Origin of the sequence: Flavivirga jejuensis (assembly GCF_030540765.1) — a bacterium.
GTDB lineage: Bacteria > Bacteroidota > Bacteroidia > Flavobacteriales > Flavobacteriaceae > Flavivirga > Flavivirga jejuensis.
This window is the reverse complement of record NZ_JAUOEL010000005.1, coordinates 321,752-336,544: the sequence shown is the minus strand read 5'-3', so window position 1 is coordinate 336,544 and position 14,793 is coordinate 321,752. Positions and strand designations below refer to the sequence as shown.

At 31.9% G+C, this 14,793-nt stretch carries 19 protein-coding genes and 1 tRNA gene; 12 read left to right on the top strand and 8 right to left on the bottom strand.

From position 1 onward, the window contains the following. Positions 1–81 precede the first annotated feature (81 nt). Both Q4Q40_RS15475 and Q4Q40_RS15470 read left to right on the top strand, forming a co-directional pair. A complete protein-coding gene (locus Q4Q40_RS15475; protein WP_303302803.1) occupies positions 82–1,497 on the top strand; it encodes a type IV secretory system conjugative DNA transfer family protein in 1,416 nt (471 codons plus the stop codon). Further along, positions 1,494–2,453, top strand: coding sequence for a hypothetical protein (locus Q4Q40_RS15470; RefSeq protein ID WP_303302802.1), 960 nt, complete (start codon positions 1,494–1,496; stop codon positions 2,451–2,453). The genes Q4Q40_RS15475 and Q4Q40_RS15470 overlap by 4 nt, the downstream gene beginning before the upstream one ends. Here the strand turns inward: Q4Q40_RS15470 and Q4Q40_RS15465 are convergent, their stop codons facing one another. Beyond that, the gene (locus Q4Q40_RS15465) at positions 2,454–2,768 is read right to left on the bottom strand and encodes a hypothetical protein (RefSeq protein ID WP_303302801.1); all 315 of its coding nucleotides are present in this window, start codon (positions 2,766–2,768) and stop codon (positions 2,454–2,456) included. A gap of 47 nt (positions 2,769–2,815) precedes the next feature. On the opposite strand from Q4Q40_RS15465, the gene Q4Q40_RS15460 reads away from it, so the two are divergent. Further along, positions 2,816–3,451 (top strand): hypothetical protein, encoded by a 636-nt coding sequence (locus tag Q4Q40_RS15460; protein ID WP_303302800.1) that lies wholly within the window; start codon positions 2,816–2,818, stop codon positions 3,449–3,451. A 96-nt stretch (positions 3,452–3,547) separates the two neighbouring features. On the opposite strand, the gene Q4Q40_RS15455 is transcribed toward Q4Q40_RS15460, so the two are convergent. Beyond that, a complete protein-coding gene (locus Q4Q40_RS15455; RefSeq protein ID WP_303302799.1) occupies positions 3,548–4,630 on the bottom strand; it encodes a hypothetical protein in 1,083 nt (360 codons plus the stop codon). Between the two features lie 118 nt (positions 4,631–4,748). Here Q4Q40_RS15455 and Q4Q40_RS15450 point away from each other — a divergent pair, with 118 nt between their 5' ends. Continuing rightward, positions 4,749–4,988, top strand: a complete 240-nt coding sequence (locus Q4Q40_RS15450) for a helix-turn-helix domain-containing protein (RefSeq protein ID WP_303302798.1) — start codon at positions 4,749–4,751, stop codon at positions 4,986–4,988. Here Q4Q40_RS15450 and Q4Q40_RS15445 read toward each other — a convergent pair. Then, positions 4,985–5,446 carry a JAB domain-containing protein gene (locus tag Q4Q40_RS15445; RefSeq protein ID WP_303302797.1) on the bottom strand — a complete coding sequence of 154 codons (462 nt, stop codon included), beginning with the start codon at positions 5,444–5,446 and terminating at the stop codon, positions 4,985–4,987. The genes Q4Q40_RS15450 and Q4Q40_RS15445 overlap by 4 nt on opposite strands. Before the next feature lie 93 nt (positions 5,447–5,539). Here Q4Q40_RS15445 and Q4Q40_RS15440 point away from each other — a divergent pair, with 93 nt between their 5' ends. Further along, complete coding sequence (locus Q4Q40_RS15440) at positions 5,540–5,977, top strand: hypothetical protein (RefSeq protein ID WP_303302796.1); 438 nt, start codon at positions 5,540–5,542, stop codon at positions 5,975–5,977. Here the strand turns inward: Q4Q40_RS15440 and Q4Q40_RS15435 are convergent. The 3 genes from Q4Q40_RS15435 to Q4Q40_RS15425 are packed head-to-tail and all read right to left on the bottom strand — an operon-like array spanning position 5,967 to position 6,688. Beyond that, complete coding sequence (locus tag Q4Q40_RS15435) at positions 5,967–6,098, bottom strand: hypothetical protein (protein ID WP_303302795.1); 132 nt, start codon at positions 6,096–6,098, stop codon at positions 5,967–5,969. The genes Q4Q40_RS15440 and Q4Q40_RS15435 overlap by 11 nt on opposite strands. 12 nt (positions 6,099–6,110) lie before the next feature. After that, the gene (locus tag Q4Q40_RS15430) at positions 6,111–6,416 is read right to left on the bottom strand and encodes a hypothetical protein (protein WP_303302794.1); all 306 of its coding nucleotides are present in this window, start codon (positions 6,414–6,416) and stop codon (positions 6,111–6,113) included. A gap of 2 nt (positions 6,417–6,418) precedes the next feature. After that, positions 6,419–6,688 (bottom strand): helix-turn-helix domain-containing protein, encoded by a 270-nt coding sequence (locus tag Q4Q40_RS15425; protein WP_303302793.1) that lies wholly within the window; start codon positions 6,686–6,688, stop codon positions 6,419–6,421. A gap of 209 nt (positions 6,689–6,897) precedes the next feature. Here Q4Q40_RS15425 and Q4Q40_RS15420 point away from each other — a divergent pair, with 209 nt between their 5' ends. Then, positions 6,898–8,034, top strand: a complete 1,137-nt coding sequence (locus Q4Q40_RS15420; RefSeq protein WP_303302792.1) for a DUF3800 domain-containing protein — start codon at positions 6,898–6,900, stop codon at positions 8,032–8,034. A gap of 141 nt (positions 8,035–8,175) precedes the next feature. On the opposite strand, the gene Q4Q40_RS15415 is transcribed toward Q4Q40_RS15420, so the two are convergent. Then, positions 8,176–8,249, bottom strand: a tRNA-Ala gene (locus tag Q4Q40_RS15415). A 245-nt stretch (positions 8,250–8,494) separates the two neighbouring features. On the opposite strand from Q4Q40_RS15415, the gene Q4Q40_RS15410 reads away from it, so the two are divergent. From Q4Q40_RS15410 to Q4Q40_RS15395, 4 genes are all read left to right on the top strand, one after another. Further along, positions 8,495–9,403, top strand: a complete 909-nt coding sequence (locus Q4Q40_RS15410; protein WP_303302791.1) for a hypothetical protein — start codon at positions 8,495–8,497, stop codon at positions 9,401–9,403. A gap of 73 nt (positions 9,404–9,476) precedes the next feature. Beyond that, entirely contained in the window at positions 9,477–10,355 is an 879-nt protein-coding gene (locus tag Q4Q40_RS15405) for a PDDEXK family nuclease (RefSeq protein WP_303302790.1), read from the top strand. Positions 10,356–10,382: 27 nt separating this feature from the next. Further along, positions 10,383–11,183 carry a hypothetical protein gene (locus Q4Q40_RS15400; protein ID WP_303302789.1) on the top strand — a complete coding sequence of 267 codons (801 nt, stop codon included), beginning with the start codon at positions 10,383–10,385 and terminating at the stop codon, positions 11,181–11,183. Then, positions 11,180–11,698, top strand: coding sequence for a hypothetical protein (locus Q4Q40_RS15395; protein ID WP_303302788.1), 519 nt, complete (start codon positions 11,180–11,182; stop codon positions 11,696–11,698). Before Q4Q40_RS15400 ends, Q4Q40_RS15395 begins: the two co-directional genes overlap by 4 nt. Positions 11,699–12,105: 407 nt before the next feature. On the opposite strand, the gene Q4Q40_RS15390 is transcribed toward Q4Q40_RS15395, so the two are convergent. After that, a complete protein-coding gene (locus Q4Q40_RS15390; protein ID WP_303302787.1) occupies positions 12,106–12,900 on the bottom strand; it encodes a universal stress protein in 795 nt (264 codons plus the stop codon). Positions 12,901–12,960: 60 nt separating this feature from the next. Here Q4Q40_RS15390 and Q4Q40_RS15385 point away from each other — a divergent pair, with 60 nt between their 5' ends. Further along, a complete protein-coding gene (locus tag Q4Q40_RS15385) occupies positions 12,961–13,461 on the top strand; it encodes a GNAT family N-acetyltransferase (RefSeq protein ID WP_303302786.1) in 501 nt (166 codons plus the stop codon). Beyond that, a complete protein-coding gene (locus Q4Q40_RS15380; protein ID WP_303302785.1) occupies positions 13,458–14,792 on the top strand; it encodes an MATE family efflux transporter in 1,335 nt (444 codons plus the stop codon). Before Q4Q40_RS15385 ends, Q4Q40_RS15380 begins: the two co-directional genes overlap by 4 nt. The last annotated feature ends 1 nt before the right edge of the window (position 14,793 follow it).

Sequence of the window (14,793 nt, the reverse complement as noted above, 5' to 3'; positions counted from 1 at the left end):
AAAAATAAGTATTTTCCTATATTCAAAAATTACTTTATATTTGGCTAATTCCCTCTCTAAGAATGTTTAAGCTTAACAACTGTGTTAGACATTCCTCTTATCGATTGGCAAGTCGGTTATCCCTTTACAGTACGTGACGCCTGTGAAGGTGTTCTCATTATGGGTGGATTAGGTAGTGGTAAAACTTCTGGCTCGGGGGCGCTCCTAGCAAAAAAATATTTAGAATTAGGCTTTGGTGGATTGGTACTGACTGCCAAAGAAGATGAGTTAGACCTTTGGAAATCCTATTGCAAAAAACATGGTCGTGAAGATGACCTTGTTATTATTGGACATGGCTCTGACCAGTATTTTAACTTCCTTGATTATGAGAGTAGTCGCCCTGATAAAGGCACTGGCATTACGCACAATATCGCCGACACACTTAAAACGGTTATTAAGGCAGGTGCAAATGATGGTCAGGAATCCGATAAAGCTTTTTGGGATGCTTCGCTCCAACAATTGCTTGTTAATGCGGTAGACTTATGTCTCTTAACAAGTGATAATATTCGGTTTAAAGATATTTATAAGATCATTCAAACTGCTCCTAAAAGTAAGAATGAATTAGCAAGCGAAAAATGGCGTAAGGATTCATATTGCTTTTTGATGATGGAACATGCCGCCCGTCATCTCAACAAACACCCTAAAACAGAAAAAACAGACAGTCTTGCGAGACGTTTACACATCATTGAAGACTTCTTTTACGGCAATTGGTTGTACCTCTCTGAGAAGACCAGAAGTATTGTTGAACAAATGTTTTTTGGCTTTGGGGATCGATTTATGCGTGACCCGCTTTATTCTTTGTTCAATACAAAAACCACCGTGACTCCAGAAGACACAATTAAGGGCAAAATTATCATCGTTAATCTACCCTATTTGATTTTTGAAAACACAGGTAGAGATGGTCAGATTTTGTTTAAATATATTTGGCAACGTGCCATGCAAAGACGGCAAATCAAAGACAAAAGTCGACCGACTTTTTTATGGGTTGATGAAGCACATTATTTTCTCCATGACCATGACATTGACCATCAATCAACGGCGCGAAGTTATCGCGCTTGCACGGTGTACCTGACGCAAAATCTGCCCAATTATACCCTGCATGCGGGTGGCGGCGAAAAGGGCATGTATCGTTTTAAAGCCTTAGCAGGGAATTTAGGTACTAAATTTTTTCATGCTAATTCTGATGTGGAAACCAATGAGTATGCCGCTGATCTTGTTGGAAAAGAATTAAAATGGATGGGGAGTGAAGGTCAATCTATGGGCGATAGTGCTAGCTTTAATGAAGGTAGTTCTCAAAGTCTATTACACATTATTCAACCATCAAAATTTGCACAACAAAAAACAGGTGGACAACTTAATGGCTATGACATTGAGGTCGTCGTTCACAGACAAGGCATACCATTTACAAGTACAAAAAAAAATCACGCATTACTAATTATAAATCAGAAAAAGATATGAGCACAGAAAGTAAGTATTATGAATACAACCCCGAAAAAAGAAATATTTTTATTGAAACTCACAAGGGAAGACAAAACCATGCAGGAGATTTTATTTTTGGTTTTTTTATGATGTTTGCCTCGCATGCATCTGCCATTGTCGAAGTCTTTTTAAGAAAACGCTTTGGAGAAAGATATATAACTTTCTCTCAATCTATCACATTATTTTTTGTATTGAATTTTGGATATGCCTATTTGGATGATATATTTAGGTTTAGATTAGATGGAGACACTTATTCGATATTTATATTTTCCACTGTGTTTTTGGTTTTTTCAATTCGACATCGTATGGAAGTTTCCAAATATGGAACAGCTTATGATTTTAAACGTTTCAGCCTTTCTGATGGTGAAACCGCAAATTTTTGGTCGAGGGTTATCGGTAAAAAGTTTTTAGGAATAAAAATTTCCTCATATCATGTTCATACGCTTTTAGAACCTGCAATTCCTGTAATCATAGGAATTCCATTACTACCTTTGGAATTTACACGACCAATAGGTGTACTATTAATTATATGCGGCATTATCTTCGGCATTAGAAATTTTAGCAAAGCACAAAAAGGACGTAATTGGGTTTTAGATAATATTGACAAAAAAATAACCAATGAAATGAAATACGATGTTTTTATCGGTCGCAAACCGAAACAAGAAACCAAAGGTGTTTACCTACCCATTGATTTACCCGAAGATGAAGGATTGAGAAAATCTCTCTACAATATGGTTGAAGATAGTTTTTCAGGAACAAACGACCTTTGGGAAAATGATTCCTTAGATGATGACAGCTCTGACAATGGTAGCGAAAGCAGTGACGGGTTTGCTAAAGAAAGTGGTGGTGTTGGTAATGGTTTTCAATCTGATAACCATAGCACCCAAAGCAACGGAGAAACGAAAAATGATAGTGGAGGCGCAGGGAATGGGTAATTAGCGCGTATAATTCTCTGCTTCTTTCCTATCAAATAGATGCCTCTGTTCAGGGACTGCTCGAAGAATATTTAATTTTATATTGTTGCAAAAAGTCTCTACATGAACTTGGAATTTCTTCTCTTCTAGTTTACCTGTTTTAAAACGCTTAAGAGACTTTCGTAAAGAAAGTTCAGGTAAACAAGAGGCGTTTAAACTAGGCTCAAATCCAAGTTGTTCACAAACGATTTGGCGAGTTTCATCGGCATAATCCAAATTTTCTGTTTTATATTCTTCGTAGAATGTAGGACATAAAGAGTCGAATTTTATAGCCATATCAAAGCGCCTTTCATTTGTTACAACTGTAACACAAAAATATCTTTATGACAAGAGAAAACAAGTGGGAACAATTAGATGACCTTAGAAATGTTGCACTAGGAGATAGTGACACAGGAAATCTTGTTAAAGAAAAAAGGGAGATAATAGATAAGCTTAATCATAATAGACCAGACAGGTCTTATTCTTTAGAACCCTCTCCGAAACCAAAAGGAGATATTGAAATCCCAAAGAATAAAAAAGAAGGAAAAGAAGGAAAAGACTCTTATCAAGACCATATCAATAAAACCCGCGATGATTACGACCAAAAAATTTATGAGACCATTAAACAAAATTTTGAATCTCATGAGTTTGACGAATATATAGAACAGCTTGATGAACTCAACAAAACAGAAATAGGTATCTTGATGGAAAACGACGGTGCTAATAAATTACTCGACTACCAAGAAGAAAAACAACAGGAACTGGATAAAACAAATTCTGATAAAGAACCAATTCAAGAAATAGATGTTGAACAATCAATGAAATTGAGCAATGAACAACGGGATGAAATCATTGAGCATGGTTCATATATTGATCTTGATGATGACTCTAAAAACAAAGATATAGACAGAAATAAAACGGAAAAAGAACTATCCGACTTTCAAAAAAACTCAAAAGATATATCCGATGACTTTGAATAACAAAAAAACGCGCGTTTAATCGCACGTTTTTCGACTAATTCAATGGGAGTTTTACAGCTACCAATCGTTCATCTTCCCCCAATCATAATATATCAATTATTGAGTAAAATAAGTCCACCAAACGGAATCTCTACTTACCCCATCGCCATCAAAAAGTTTTAATTCGTTCGTATTTAGCTCTACTAATACGTCCCAAAAAAGGTCACCATCACCAGATTCTCTTTCAGAATCAGACGTAACAGTTCCATCTTCTTTTAAAGTGCGCCTATGCTCGATTAATACCAAGCGTTTTGTTGTCGCTTGATAAGACCAAACGCCACGATTTTCATGGGTTTTTACGACTTTGCCACTTACCTGTTCGCATGTTTCACTCGATGCACTACGGTCAAACTTATCGTCAATTCTATCGTTCTTATAGCCATATGTTCCATCAATATTTAAGGTTAATGTATTTTTGTCCTGTATTGAAACACCGCTCAAGGTTATTCTTTCCCCCGTATCACAATCAAAACTTGAATAATATTTTATGAGTGTATCTCCAATTTTAAATGTTTCTGTACCACCCATATCTGAAATATAAAAATTTTGACGACTAGCAAAAGACCATGTTTTAGCTAACTCAGCATTTCCTCCTAAAACCCCGACTTCTACACAAACCCTTTGCGGCGCACTAATGTTCTGTTCAGCATCATAGACGCTAATAGTGTAGCAAAATATAGCAGATGAAATATTTTCATTAAAATCAATATCAAGTGTATATTTCTTGTTGAGAGTTACTTCATTTTTGGTATTACTGCGAGACGTTTTTCCAAGAAGGTTTTCTCTAATGTTAACATCAAAATAACCAGAGGCGAGTGAGCCATCATTATGCTCAAATTGAATATAGGCGCCAATTATTGGTTCTTCCGTTTCTAAAGAAATGTCAAACCCCTCAACAGGTAAAGCAAATTGGTTTTGTTTTAATAATTCTAAAGATATGTTGCCATTAGGCGTTGGCAGCTTATCTTTTATATAGTCGCTACCCACAATGATTACATTTTCAGACACCATATTGGGGTCTAATAAATCACCAATCGGGTTCATGTTGGTTTCTGGATTGTCGTCTTTTGAACATGACACCGATAACAAAAATATTAGGGCAATGAATAAAAATTTGTAGTTGAATAATAGCGTTTTCATTGTTTGTTTGTTTTTAAGTTAGTAATTTTTTGTAGGAGCAAATATACAAAAAATAACCACTTATAAATGGTATCTTTAAAATGGTAACAAATAAGTGGATTTAAAGCTTAATTTGTTCATGGCAAAAAAGAACTTACATAGCAAAGACATACTCCAAAAACTGGGGAACAGGTTAAGAGAATTACGGATAGAAAAAGGATACTCAAACTATGAGCAGTTCGCCTTTGATAATGAAATCCCAAGATCACAATATGGACGCTACGAAAAAGGGTCAGATTTAAGAATAACTAGTTTACTGAAAGTTCTTGAGGCATTAGACATTAGCCTTACCGATTTCTTTTCTGAGGGATTTGATTAGATGATTAAATTTGTATCAGAAAACGACACATAGCTTTCGTCGGTAACGATAATGTGATCGAGGACTTTTAAATCTAAGTAGCGTCCACCCTGCACAAGTTTTTCAGTTATTGCTTTATCTGCACGGCTATGTTTTGTGGCTCCCGACGGATGGTTATGTCCTAAAATAATGGCACAGACACGAGCCTTGAGAGCAGAGGCAAAAACAAGTTTAGGGTCAACGACTGTTCCCGACACACCGCCTTTAGAAATCGGCACAATTCCCATACAGCGATTATTGCGATCAAGAAGCATGATCTTAAATTCTTCAGCCAGATTAATTGTCAAGTCATCCCAATTTTCACGAAATACCTTATACGCATCCCAAGATGATGAAATCTTTGGACGGTCATCGGCTCTGACTTTTCGTTTATAAGTGAGTTCAATTTCAGAAATTTTATAAAGGTCAATTTTTGTCATGCAAGGAGCATGACAGATTTTTTTTGAAAAGGTATTCACGCAAAACAAACAACCTTTATATAATTTATTTATATTCAGGCAAATAATTAAAACATGGAAGATTTAAAAGAACGTAGGCGACTTTCTTATGAAGGTTTATTTTATAGTATTCAAAGAATTGACTTGCTTACGATATCGATTAGCGGAGCTGGTACTTATGTTTGTTTGGAAACGTTCAAATACCTGAAAGAAAATCCAGTAAATTATCCTGTCTTTATAAAGATTGCTGGAGCATCATTTATTCTCGCAATAATTTTCAATTTTATTAGCCAAATATTTGGTCGTAAATCAAACGAACAAGATTACTTAATGTGTGATACCGAAATCAAAGCAGGAAAAAAAATCACCAAAAAGGATAAGTGTAAGATTGAAATGTATGATAAAAAAGCGGCAACCTATGCTACTTACACAGATAATTTTACACTCGTGAGCCTTATTCTAATGTTTTTAGGGTTATTAACCCTCCTCGTTTTCTTTCTATTTATTTTTTAGGCGGTCTTGGATTACCTCTAGTTGGTGGAGAAGGATTATGCTTAGGGGTTGGAGTTGGAGAATCCCTTCTTAGTGGAATGCTTGGTTTTGGAGGTTGTGTTGGTTTAGTTGGTTGTTTCATCTTTTTCTTATTTTAAATATCCATATCAAGACCTTTGTCTTTATCCTCTTTGTCAGGCGTTAGATCAATATAATTATTATCTATACTATCCATGTCAAAAGGAGGGATAATATCTTTATTCTGTGTTTTTGCTTTTTCTAAAGCAACTTCTTTGTGATATTGCTCCATCCCCTCTTTCATAGATTGCATACGGTTATTTCCTGCATTAATTCCGTTGAGTGCATCGGGTTTTAATCCCAATTCTTTTGCAACTTCATAACCTTGATTAAAGGCTTCAATATCAATATATTCTTCACTTACTTTTGTTTTATCATCCATAATTAGTAGGGTTTACGTGAATGCTTTTCTAAATACGTTTCGATTGAATCTGCATCGTAAAGAATAACTTTTTTACGAGGTTGAGAAAAACCAATATCGCCATTATCTCTTAATTCTTGTAAGGTTGTTTTTGATTTAATATTTAAGCGTGACATAGCCTCTTGGTCACTAATCCATTTACGAGGCTTATCCCCATATTTATTTCCTATATGCTCCAAAACCTTATCAAAGAGAGCGTAAAAAGCTTCTTCTTGTAAGCAAACAACTTCCATATATAATAATTAGACTACGAATATCGTAAATTTCTCAAAACAATCAATCATTCTAAAAAATTTATAAACATCTGGATGTCAGAAACTAATATTCAGTTTTTATGCTAATGACTGCTTGTTAATATGTAAGAATTATTACCTTAGCATGTAATATATAATTAATGTTAACTACATGTTTTCGTTGTGCTTAATTAAAAAAACTTCCGAATATGAATCATATTACAGCCTTTGCAGATGAATCTGGAAATAATTCTTTCCAATTTTCAACTCAAGGAAGTCACTTTATAGTTGCGACTGTAATTTGTAATTCTGACAAAGTAATCGAACTTGAAAAATCAGTAGATGAAATACGTCAAAAACATAATTTTCAAACTGGAGAAATAAAATCTAGTGGAATTTCAAAACATCATAAAAGAAGAATAAGAGTTTTATCAGATATCGTAAAATTAGACTTATCTATTTATGCAGTTATTGTAGACAAGAGAAAATTAAAAGGAAAAGGATTTAGCTATAAAAAATCCTTTTATAAATATTTAAATAACCTTTTATATAAAGAATTATTTAGAACTTTCCCTCAATTAGAATTGTATGTAGATGAACATGGCGGAAATGACTATATGTTAGAGTTCAAATCTTATGTGAATAAACATCATCAAAAAACCTTGTTTTCTGGTTCTCAATTTGGAATTGAAAATAGCAAGCAAAGTAATTTAATTCAGATAGCCGATTTAATTGCTGGAACATTAGGCTACATTTATGATGAAACCAAGATTTCAGAATATAGTGAAGAATTTAAAACAATCATAAAACCAATAGTTAGCGATTTAAACTTCTTTCCTAAAGATTATAATTTCAAAGATTTTGTTGAGTCAAATACGGACGACATTTTTAATCCATTAATTGCTGAAGTCAGCCATTTAAGAATAAACGATTTCATTGAAAAAGAAAGCGGGAATAACCAACAAAAAATTGACCAAATTAACTTTTTGAAATTATTACTATTGTATCAACGAGTTTATTATAAATCAAGATACATTTCAACAAAAGAGATATTTAATCACCTTAATCAAAGTAGAGATAAACCTTTAAAGGAAGAATATTTCAGGTCAAAAGTTGTTGGGAATTTAAGAGACAATGGAATTTTAATTTCATCAAGCCCTAAAGGTTATAAAATACCAACTTCTGAAAAAGATTTATATTCTTTTATTAAACACGGAAATAGAATTATTCTACCAATGGCTAATCGAATAAATCAAATGCGGAAGGCAATAAAATTAGCATCTGGAAATAAATGGGATTTATTGGACAATCCAAACTTTAAAGAACTGAAAGAAATGTTAAAATAACTATACCCAACAAAGAACTGAATTAAAAAAGCAGATTTCCCTCAGAAATTTTAAACTTATCCGTTTTAAAAAAGGCACGCCAAAAGCACGCCGAAATAAAAAAAGACAATTACAAATTCATGTAACTGTCTGATTATTAAGTGGAGAAGATCGGATTCGAACCGACGACCTCTTGACTGCCAGTCAAGCGCTCTAGCCAACTGAGCTACATCCCCTTTGCCTTTATTTACAGTGCTTGCAAGAGTTTACAAACATTTTATAACGTTTAGGTTATATTGCATTTACCTGCATTTGGATACAAATGTATGCATTTAGTTGCAAAAACCCTCCACTAAAACCCATCACCTTTTTATTTATTATTTTCAATATTAGATAATTTATTATGATAACATCATTGTAGGACTTATCTTTAAAAAGTGTAAAATAGACATCCTTTATGGTATTTGTAAAAACAAACTAAATGCAATTAACAATTTCACTTCACCACATTAAGATTTTTGACTTTGAGCCTAACTGGTTTGATTGGCTGACACTTTCACTAATCATAGCAAGTATTTTAAGTGCTTATTTAATTTCAGAATCAGTTTATAAAAGAGAACAAAAGAATATAAAGAAAGAAAATCAAGAACTAGAAAATTCTGAAAATCTTTTATTAAAAAATAATCTATTATCAATTCAAAAGCCAATTGAAAAACAAATAAAAAGTCTTGAAGAATATATGCAAAAGAAGGATTTCAGACTTTCTTTTTATTCAGATATTCAAGTGAATTTTCTTCAATTTATAAGCGTCAAAGACATTTATAAAAAATATGGTTTTGATAATACAGAAAATACAAAGACTATAAATAGCCTTATGACAAACCTCTATTCCTTATATGACTTTAGAGACTCGTTAAGGAGTGAAGTTAGAACTTATATTAAAAAATATAATTATCACGAGCAAAAATTTTATAAATATCGGGGATTATTATACACCAAGTATTTTGAGCTTTGCAATTTAAGAGCGGAAAATATTATTAATGAGAGTGGAATTAAAAAATTCAGTTTTAACCCCAACGACAAGTTTATGGCTGAATATACTCAATTACGATTTAAAACATTTAATGACAATGAAATTATAGATAATAATGGATTAAAAAACAGAAACTTACTAGCAGAGCGATTTGTTAAACCTCTTATTGATATATCAGCAAAATACATTCCAGAAGATTATAACGCAATAGAGACTAATGATATTGCCAATCAAGTTCTTTCCGCTTTTGATGATATGGAATACGTAACTAGCAAACATATGAATGCTATTAAGGGACATATTGAGTCGTTAGAAAGTGTTAGTAGTAAGATTAAAAAATTTGAAGAATTAGATTAACCTACGTTGGCAAGAGCTAAGTTAAAATGGCCATAAACTGTAATCATATTTTAGGAGAAATAAATTAAACAAAATGGAGAAAACAAAACTCTGGAAAGTTGATAATAATAAATTAGTAGAAATAAATTCAAACAATTTAGACTACGAAGACAGAATTCATAAGTGGATAGAAAATGATATTTCAATTGTGCTTCCAGATGCCATTCTAATTGGTTCTAAAATTAAAACCGACCATGGTAAGGAAATTGATTTACTAGCAATAGATGAAAATGGAGATTTAATAGTTTTAGAACTAAAAAGAGGTCTAACTACAAGAAAAGTAACAGCACAAGCTTTAGACTATGCTTCTTGGATTAATACTCTTGATGAAGATGCAATTAATGACATACTCACAAAAAATGGAATAGATAAATCCGTATCTGAATTAATGTCTGAAAAATTTGATGACTATGAAGAGGACATAGAAATTAACGAAAATCAGAAAATTTACATTGTTGGTTCTTCAATAGATTTAATTACAGAAAGAATATGTAAATATCTTGCTAGCAACGGACTTCAAATTAATGTTTTGACATTTAACTATTTTCAAGATGAAGATAGTGAGTTCATTGCAAGAAACTTTCTTGTTACAGAATCGGATTCACCTAAAGATACTGGTAAGAAAAGAAAAGGTAGATACATTACCAAGCTTTTTCAAGAAGAGAAAATTAAAGTTGGACAAAAAGTAAATTACATTCCTTTGAACGAAAAGAGTATTGAAAAAATAGCTACTATTTATAGAAAAGGTAGTAAGTGTTTAAAATTGGATGATACAGGTGAAACATATTCGTTTAGTGGATTACGTAAAAAACTAATCTTAGATAATGGACTTGATTTAAACCCTCACTTCCCATATTGGCAATGGACTGAATGGCTGCTAATTGAGAATAACACTAAATTATCGGATTTATAAAATGTAAACCATTAGCTAATATTGGAGATGAAAGAAAAAATTAAATACATTGAATTATTAATAGAGAAAAAAAAAGATTTCTTTGGAGGTCTACATGATATCTATATCCATAGTATATTAAATACAATCGATTTAAATCAACTAATTACGTTTTATCTAAAAAAAGAAGATTCAGAACTAAAAAAATCCATAGAATCAAATATTATAAAACGTTTAGAAATCGTTGATAAACCAGAACTACAATATGAAAAATTATTATTAAGATTAAAAAATGCTAATTATCACACCAGACAAAGAATAAAAAATTTACAATTTTCTCTTCTAAATAGATTATCTAAAAATCATTATCAAGATTTTTTTAACACCTATTTTTATTCTAAATATTATTACGAAAACACAATTGCATTATCGATTTGTGATAAAATTTGGAGTGATGATTTAAAGCAAAAACTATTAGATAAATTTTTGGAGAAGAGACAAAGTCCCTACTTAGCCACTCTTTTAGAGAATGGAAAAATTGATTACATAATTCCATATTTAGAAAAGTTGTTATCTCACGATTTGGAAAACTATTTAAAAATGAAAATCATTAATATGGTTTCTCCAAAGCATTTTAATAATCTAGCTTTTTTAAAAGAACGAGAACCTGAGAAATATTTTTATGCTATGAGCCTGTCAAAAAAGAAATTTTCTCTAGAAGAAATAACTCTTTGCTTCAATGAAATTGATTCAAGCATAAAACATTTTGGATTAATGAGTTTGGGTAGATTAAAACAATGGGGACTATTAAAAATCGAATTAAACAAAACATTAATTAATGTAAAATGAAGCAAATACTAGCCATTTTAATGATAACTACTTCTTTTTCGGCTTTAGCTCAATCTAAAGACAAAACCAAAATAACTTGCACCAAAAATGGTTGCGAAGGATTTTATAAAGGACCTGAATTTATTGACGGCTCAGATATAGCCCATCAATTTTCAAATAAAATGTCAAGTGCAGTTGGTGATAAACTAAAAGAACTTTATAAAAAAGGTGAATACTCTAAAGTAGATTTTTCAAATATTACTATGACTACCAAAGGCATGGGGTCTGGTACTGTAATTTACAAATTATCAATCCCGTTTATATCTGTTAAAGAAACATGTGATGCCTATACCTCATTTGACCATGTTGGTGGATGGAATCATAAACCTGCTTTATCTAGAAGAAAAGCAGAACTAAGTAAAGTTTTAATGGAAGGAGAGTCTTTAGATATAAGTGATTTAAAAACTACGCCTGAAGGACTACAAGAATATTGGATTCAATGGAAAAATAAAATGACACAATCTAATTGTAACTAAACCATTCCAAAAGAAAAAGCATTGTAAAACTGAATTCGTGTGAATTCGCGAAACCTGCCAGCTAGATGCACCCACAAATATTGGAGCAGAAATAGCTTTTTATAAAGTTTTAAAGGCTCAAAAATAATCGCTAAGAGCAGACCTTAGGGTGAGCTAAGGCATAAAATCTGACTCATCGGCAACGAAAATCACACAAGTTGACGGACTCGATTTTCATACTTATGAATTTACGATATACAACCCTAAAGGGGATGTTATTTTAAACCAATTAATGTATAGCCGACTAATGAAGAACAACTTAGACTTTAGAGTAAGCATAAATTACAATAACGAATCAGACAAAAAAGAAATGCTTAGTTCTTAGGCTCAATTCAAAGTTTAAAAAGTAAATACAATCCGTATAATAATTATTTTAACCCTCTTAAAACTAAAACAGGTATTAAACTAGAGAAATCTTTTTTCAAAATAACATTCTTTTCCCATTTTTTAATAAAAAACCCTCTTTTACGCCTAACCACACAAAGCATATCTGGATTATAAGATTGTAAATGCTGTAATACCCCTTGAAAAGTAGTAGCATTTTCTGTTTTGGTGATATTATGTACCGTATCTAATAACTTTTTATCCACAACAAAATCGCCCTCATTATAATAAGGTGTTTTTACCAATAACATATTTATTGTAGCCTTAAAATTGTTTTTAAAACTTAATAACGGATTTAATGCATCATTCTTTTTTATTATCGCAGACTTAACAGCAAATAAGATATTCTTTAATGGTTTAAACACGTACCCTTCAGGCACAATTAATGCAGGTATCTCTGTTTGCTTAATAATTTTTCCAGAGGTTTTACCTAAAAACACTTCTTTTCTAATAGAATTAGTTCTAGGCTCAACCAAAATTAAATCAATATCGGCTTTTCTACTTGCTAGTTCAAGAGTGTCAATCAGTTTTCCTTTTAAAGTCTTTATAACAACCTCAACATTTTTAGTATCAATTTTAGAAACTAAATCTTTTAAAAAAGCTTTACTTTCTCGTTCAATTATATCATCTATTTTAATCATGGTTCCTGCTTTGGTATATACATTATATACCTGTACAATAAAAAGTCTTGCCCCAAAAGTCTCAGCAAAATCTACAGCATATTGCAAGTGGCTTAAAGCATTTTTAGATGATCCAACAGGAACTAAAATATTCTTCATAATAAATAGTGGTTTACTGACTAAATTTTTAACGATATTTATGCAAAAATAAACATTTAAATGATTCGTAAAGGAACACGTTCCGATATTAGTAATATTATAGAAATTACCAAAGCCTGTGCTGTAAATATGATACAGCAAAATATTCATCAATGGAATGAATATTACCCAAATAAAGAAGCTTTTTTAAAAGATGCAGAACGTAGCGAATTATACATTTTAGAAATAAAGAATGTTATAATGGGTTGTATAACCATTTCTACTTTTATGGATGAGGAATATATTCCAATATCCTGGTTAACAGAAAACACAAACAACATTTATATTCATAGGCTAGCAATACATCCAACACATCAAGGAAAAGGATATGCACAAAAACTAATGGATTTTGCAGAAACATTTGCTCTAAAAAGCAACTGTATTTCGGTAAGATTAGATACCTTTTCTCAAAATAGTAGAAATCAAAAATTTTATGAACATCGCGGATATAAACGTTTAGGAAACATTTATTTCCCTAAGCAAAGCAAACACCCTTTTTATTGTTACGAATTAATACTGTGAGTACAAACATTAACCTAAAACATATAAACAAATTAGCCATACCAGCACTAATTTCTGGTATATCAGAGCCCATTCTATCATTAACCGATGCTGCCATAGTTGGGAACATAGACCTAAATGCCACCGAATCTCTAGCAGCAGTTGGTATTGTTACTACCTTTTTATCTATGCTAATTTGGGTATTAGGACAAACACGAAGTGCTATATCATCTATCGTATCGCAATATGTTGGAGCCAATCAACTCGATAAAATAAAAAACCTACCAGCACAAGCTATTTTCATTATAACATCTTTAAGTGTTTTTATTATAATAAGCACCTATCCTTTTGCCCAAAACATTTTTAAACTATACAATGCCACAGACCTAATTTTAGAATATAGTGTTGATTATTATAAAATCCGTGTTTTCGGATTTCCATTCACCTTATTCACCATAGCTGTTTTTGGTGCTTTTCGAGGATTACAAAACACCTATTACCCTATGATTATTGCCATTATAGGAGCCTTAGTTAATATTATATTAGACTTTATTCTAGTGTATGGTATTTCAAATTATATTCCTGCTATGAATATAAAAGGAGCAGCCTATGCCAGCGTTATTGCACAATTAATAATGGCTATTCTTTCTACGTATTATTTGCTTAAAAAAACCTCGATACCTTTAAAAATAAGCTTTCCTTTTAATAAAGAAATCAATCGCTTTGCATTAATGATTTTTAATCTTTTTGTTAGAACCATTGCACTAAACGTCACCCTCTATTACGCCAGTGCCTTTGCTACAAGTTATGGCGCAGCATATATAGCAGCCTATACCATTGCCATTAACTTGTGGTTTCTTGGAGCCTTTATAGTAGATGGTTATTCCAGTGCAGGAAATATACTTTCTGGTAAATTGTTAGGAGCAAAACAATATAAAACACTTATACACCTAAGTAATACACTAATTAAATACGGCATAATTATCGGAATCACAATAGCCATTGCAGGTGGTTTACTATACTACCCTTTAGGAACCATATTCACTAACGATCCCGAAGTTCTCAAAGAGTTTTACAACGTATTTTGGATCGTTTTAGCCATGCAACCTTTATGTGCATTAGCATTTATTTTCGATGGCATCTTTAAAGGCTTGGGCAGAATGAAAATTTTGCGAAATATCTTATTAACAGCGACGTTTTTAGTCTTTATCCCTATTTTATTTTGGTTAGACTATCTCGGTTATAAACTATATGCCATTTTTATAGCATTAACATTTTGGATTCTTGCCAGAGGCTTCCCACTAATTATAAAATTCAGGAAAATATTTATTCCTCTTGCTCAAAACAATTAAC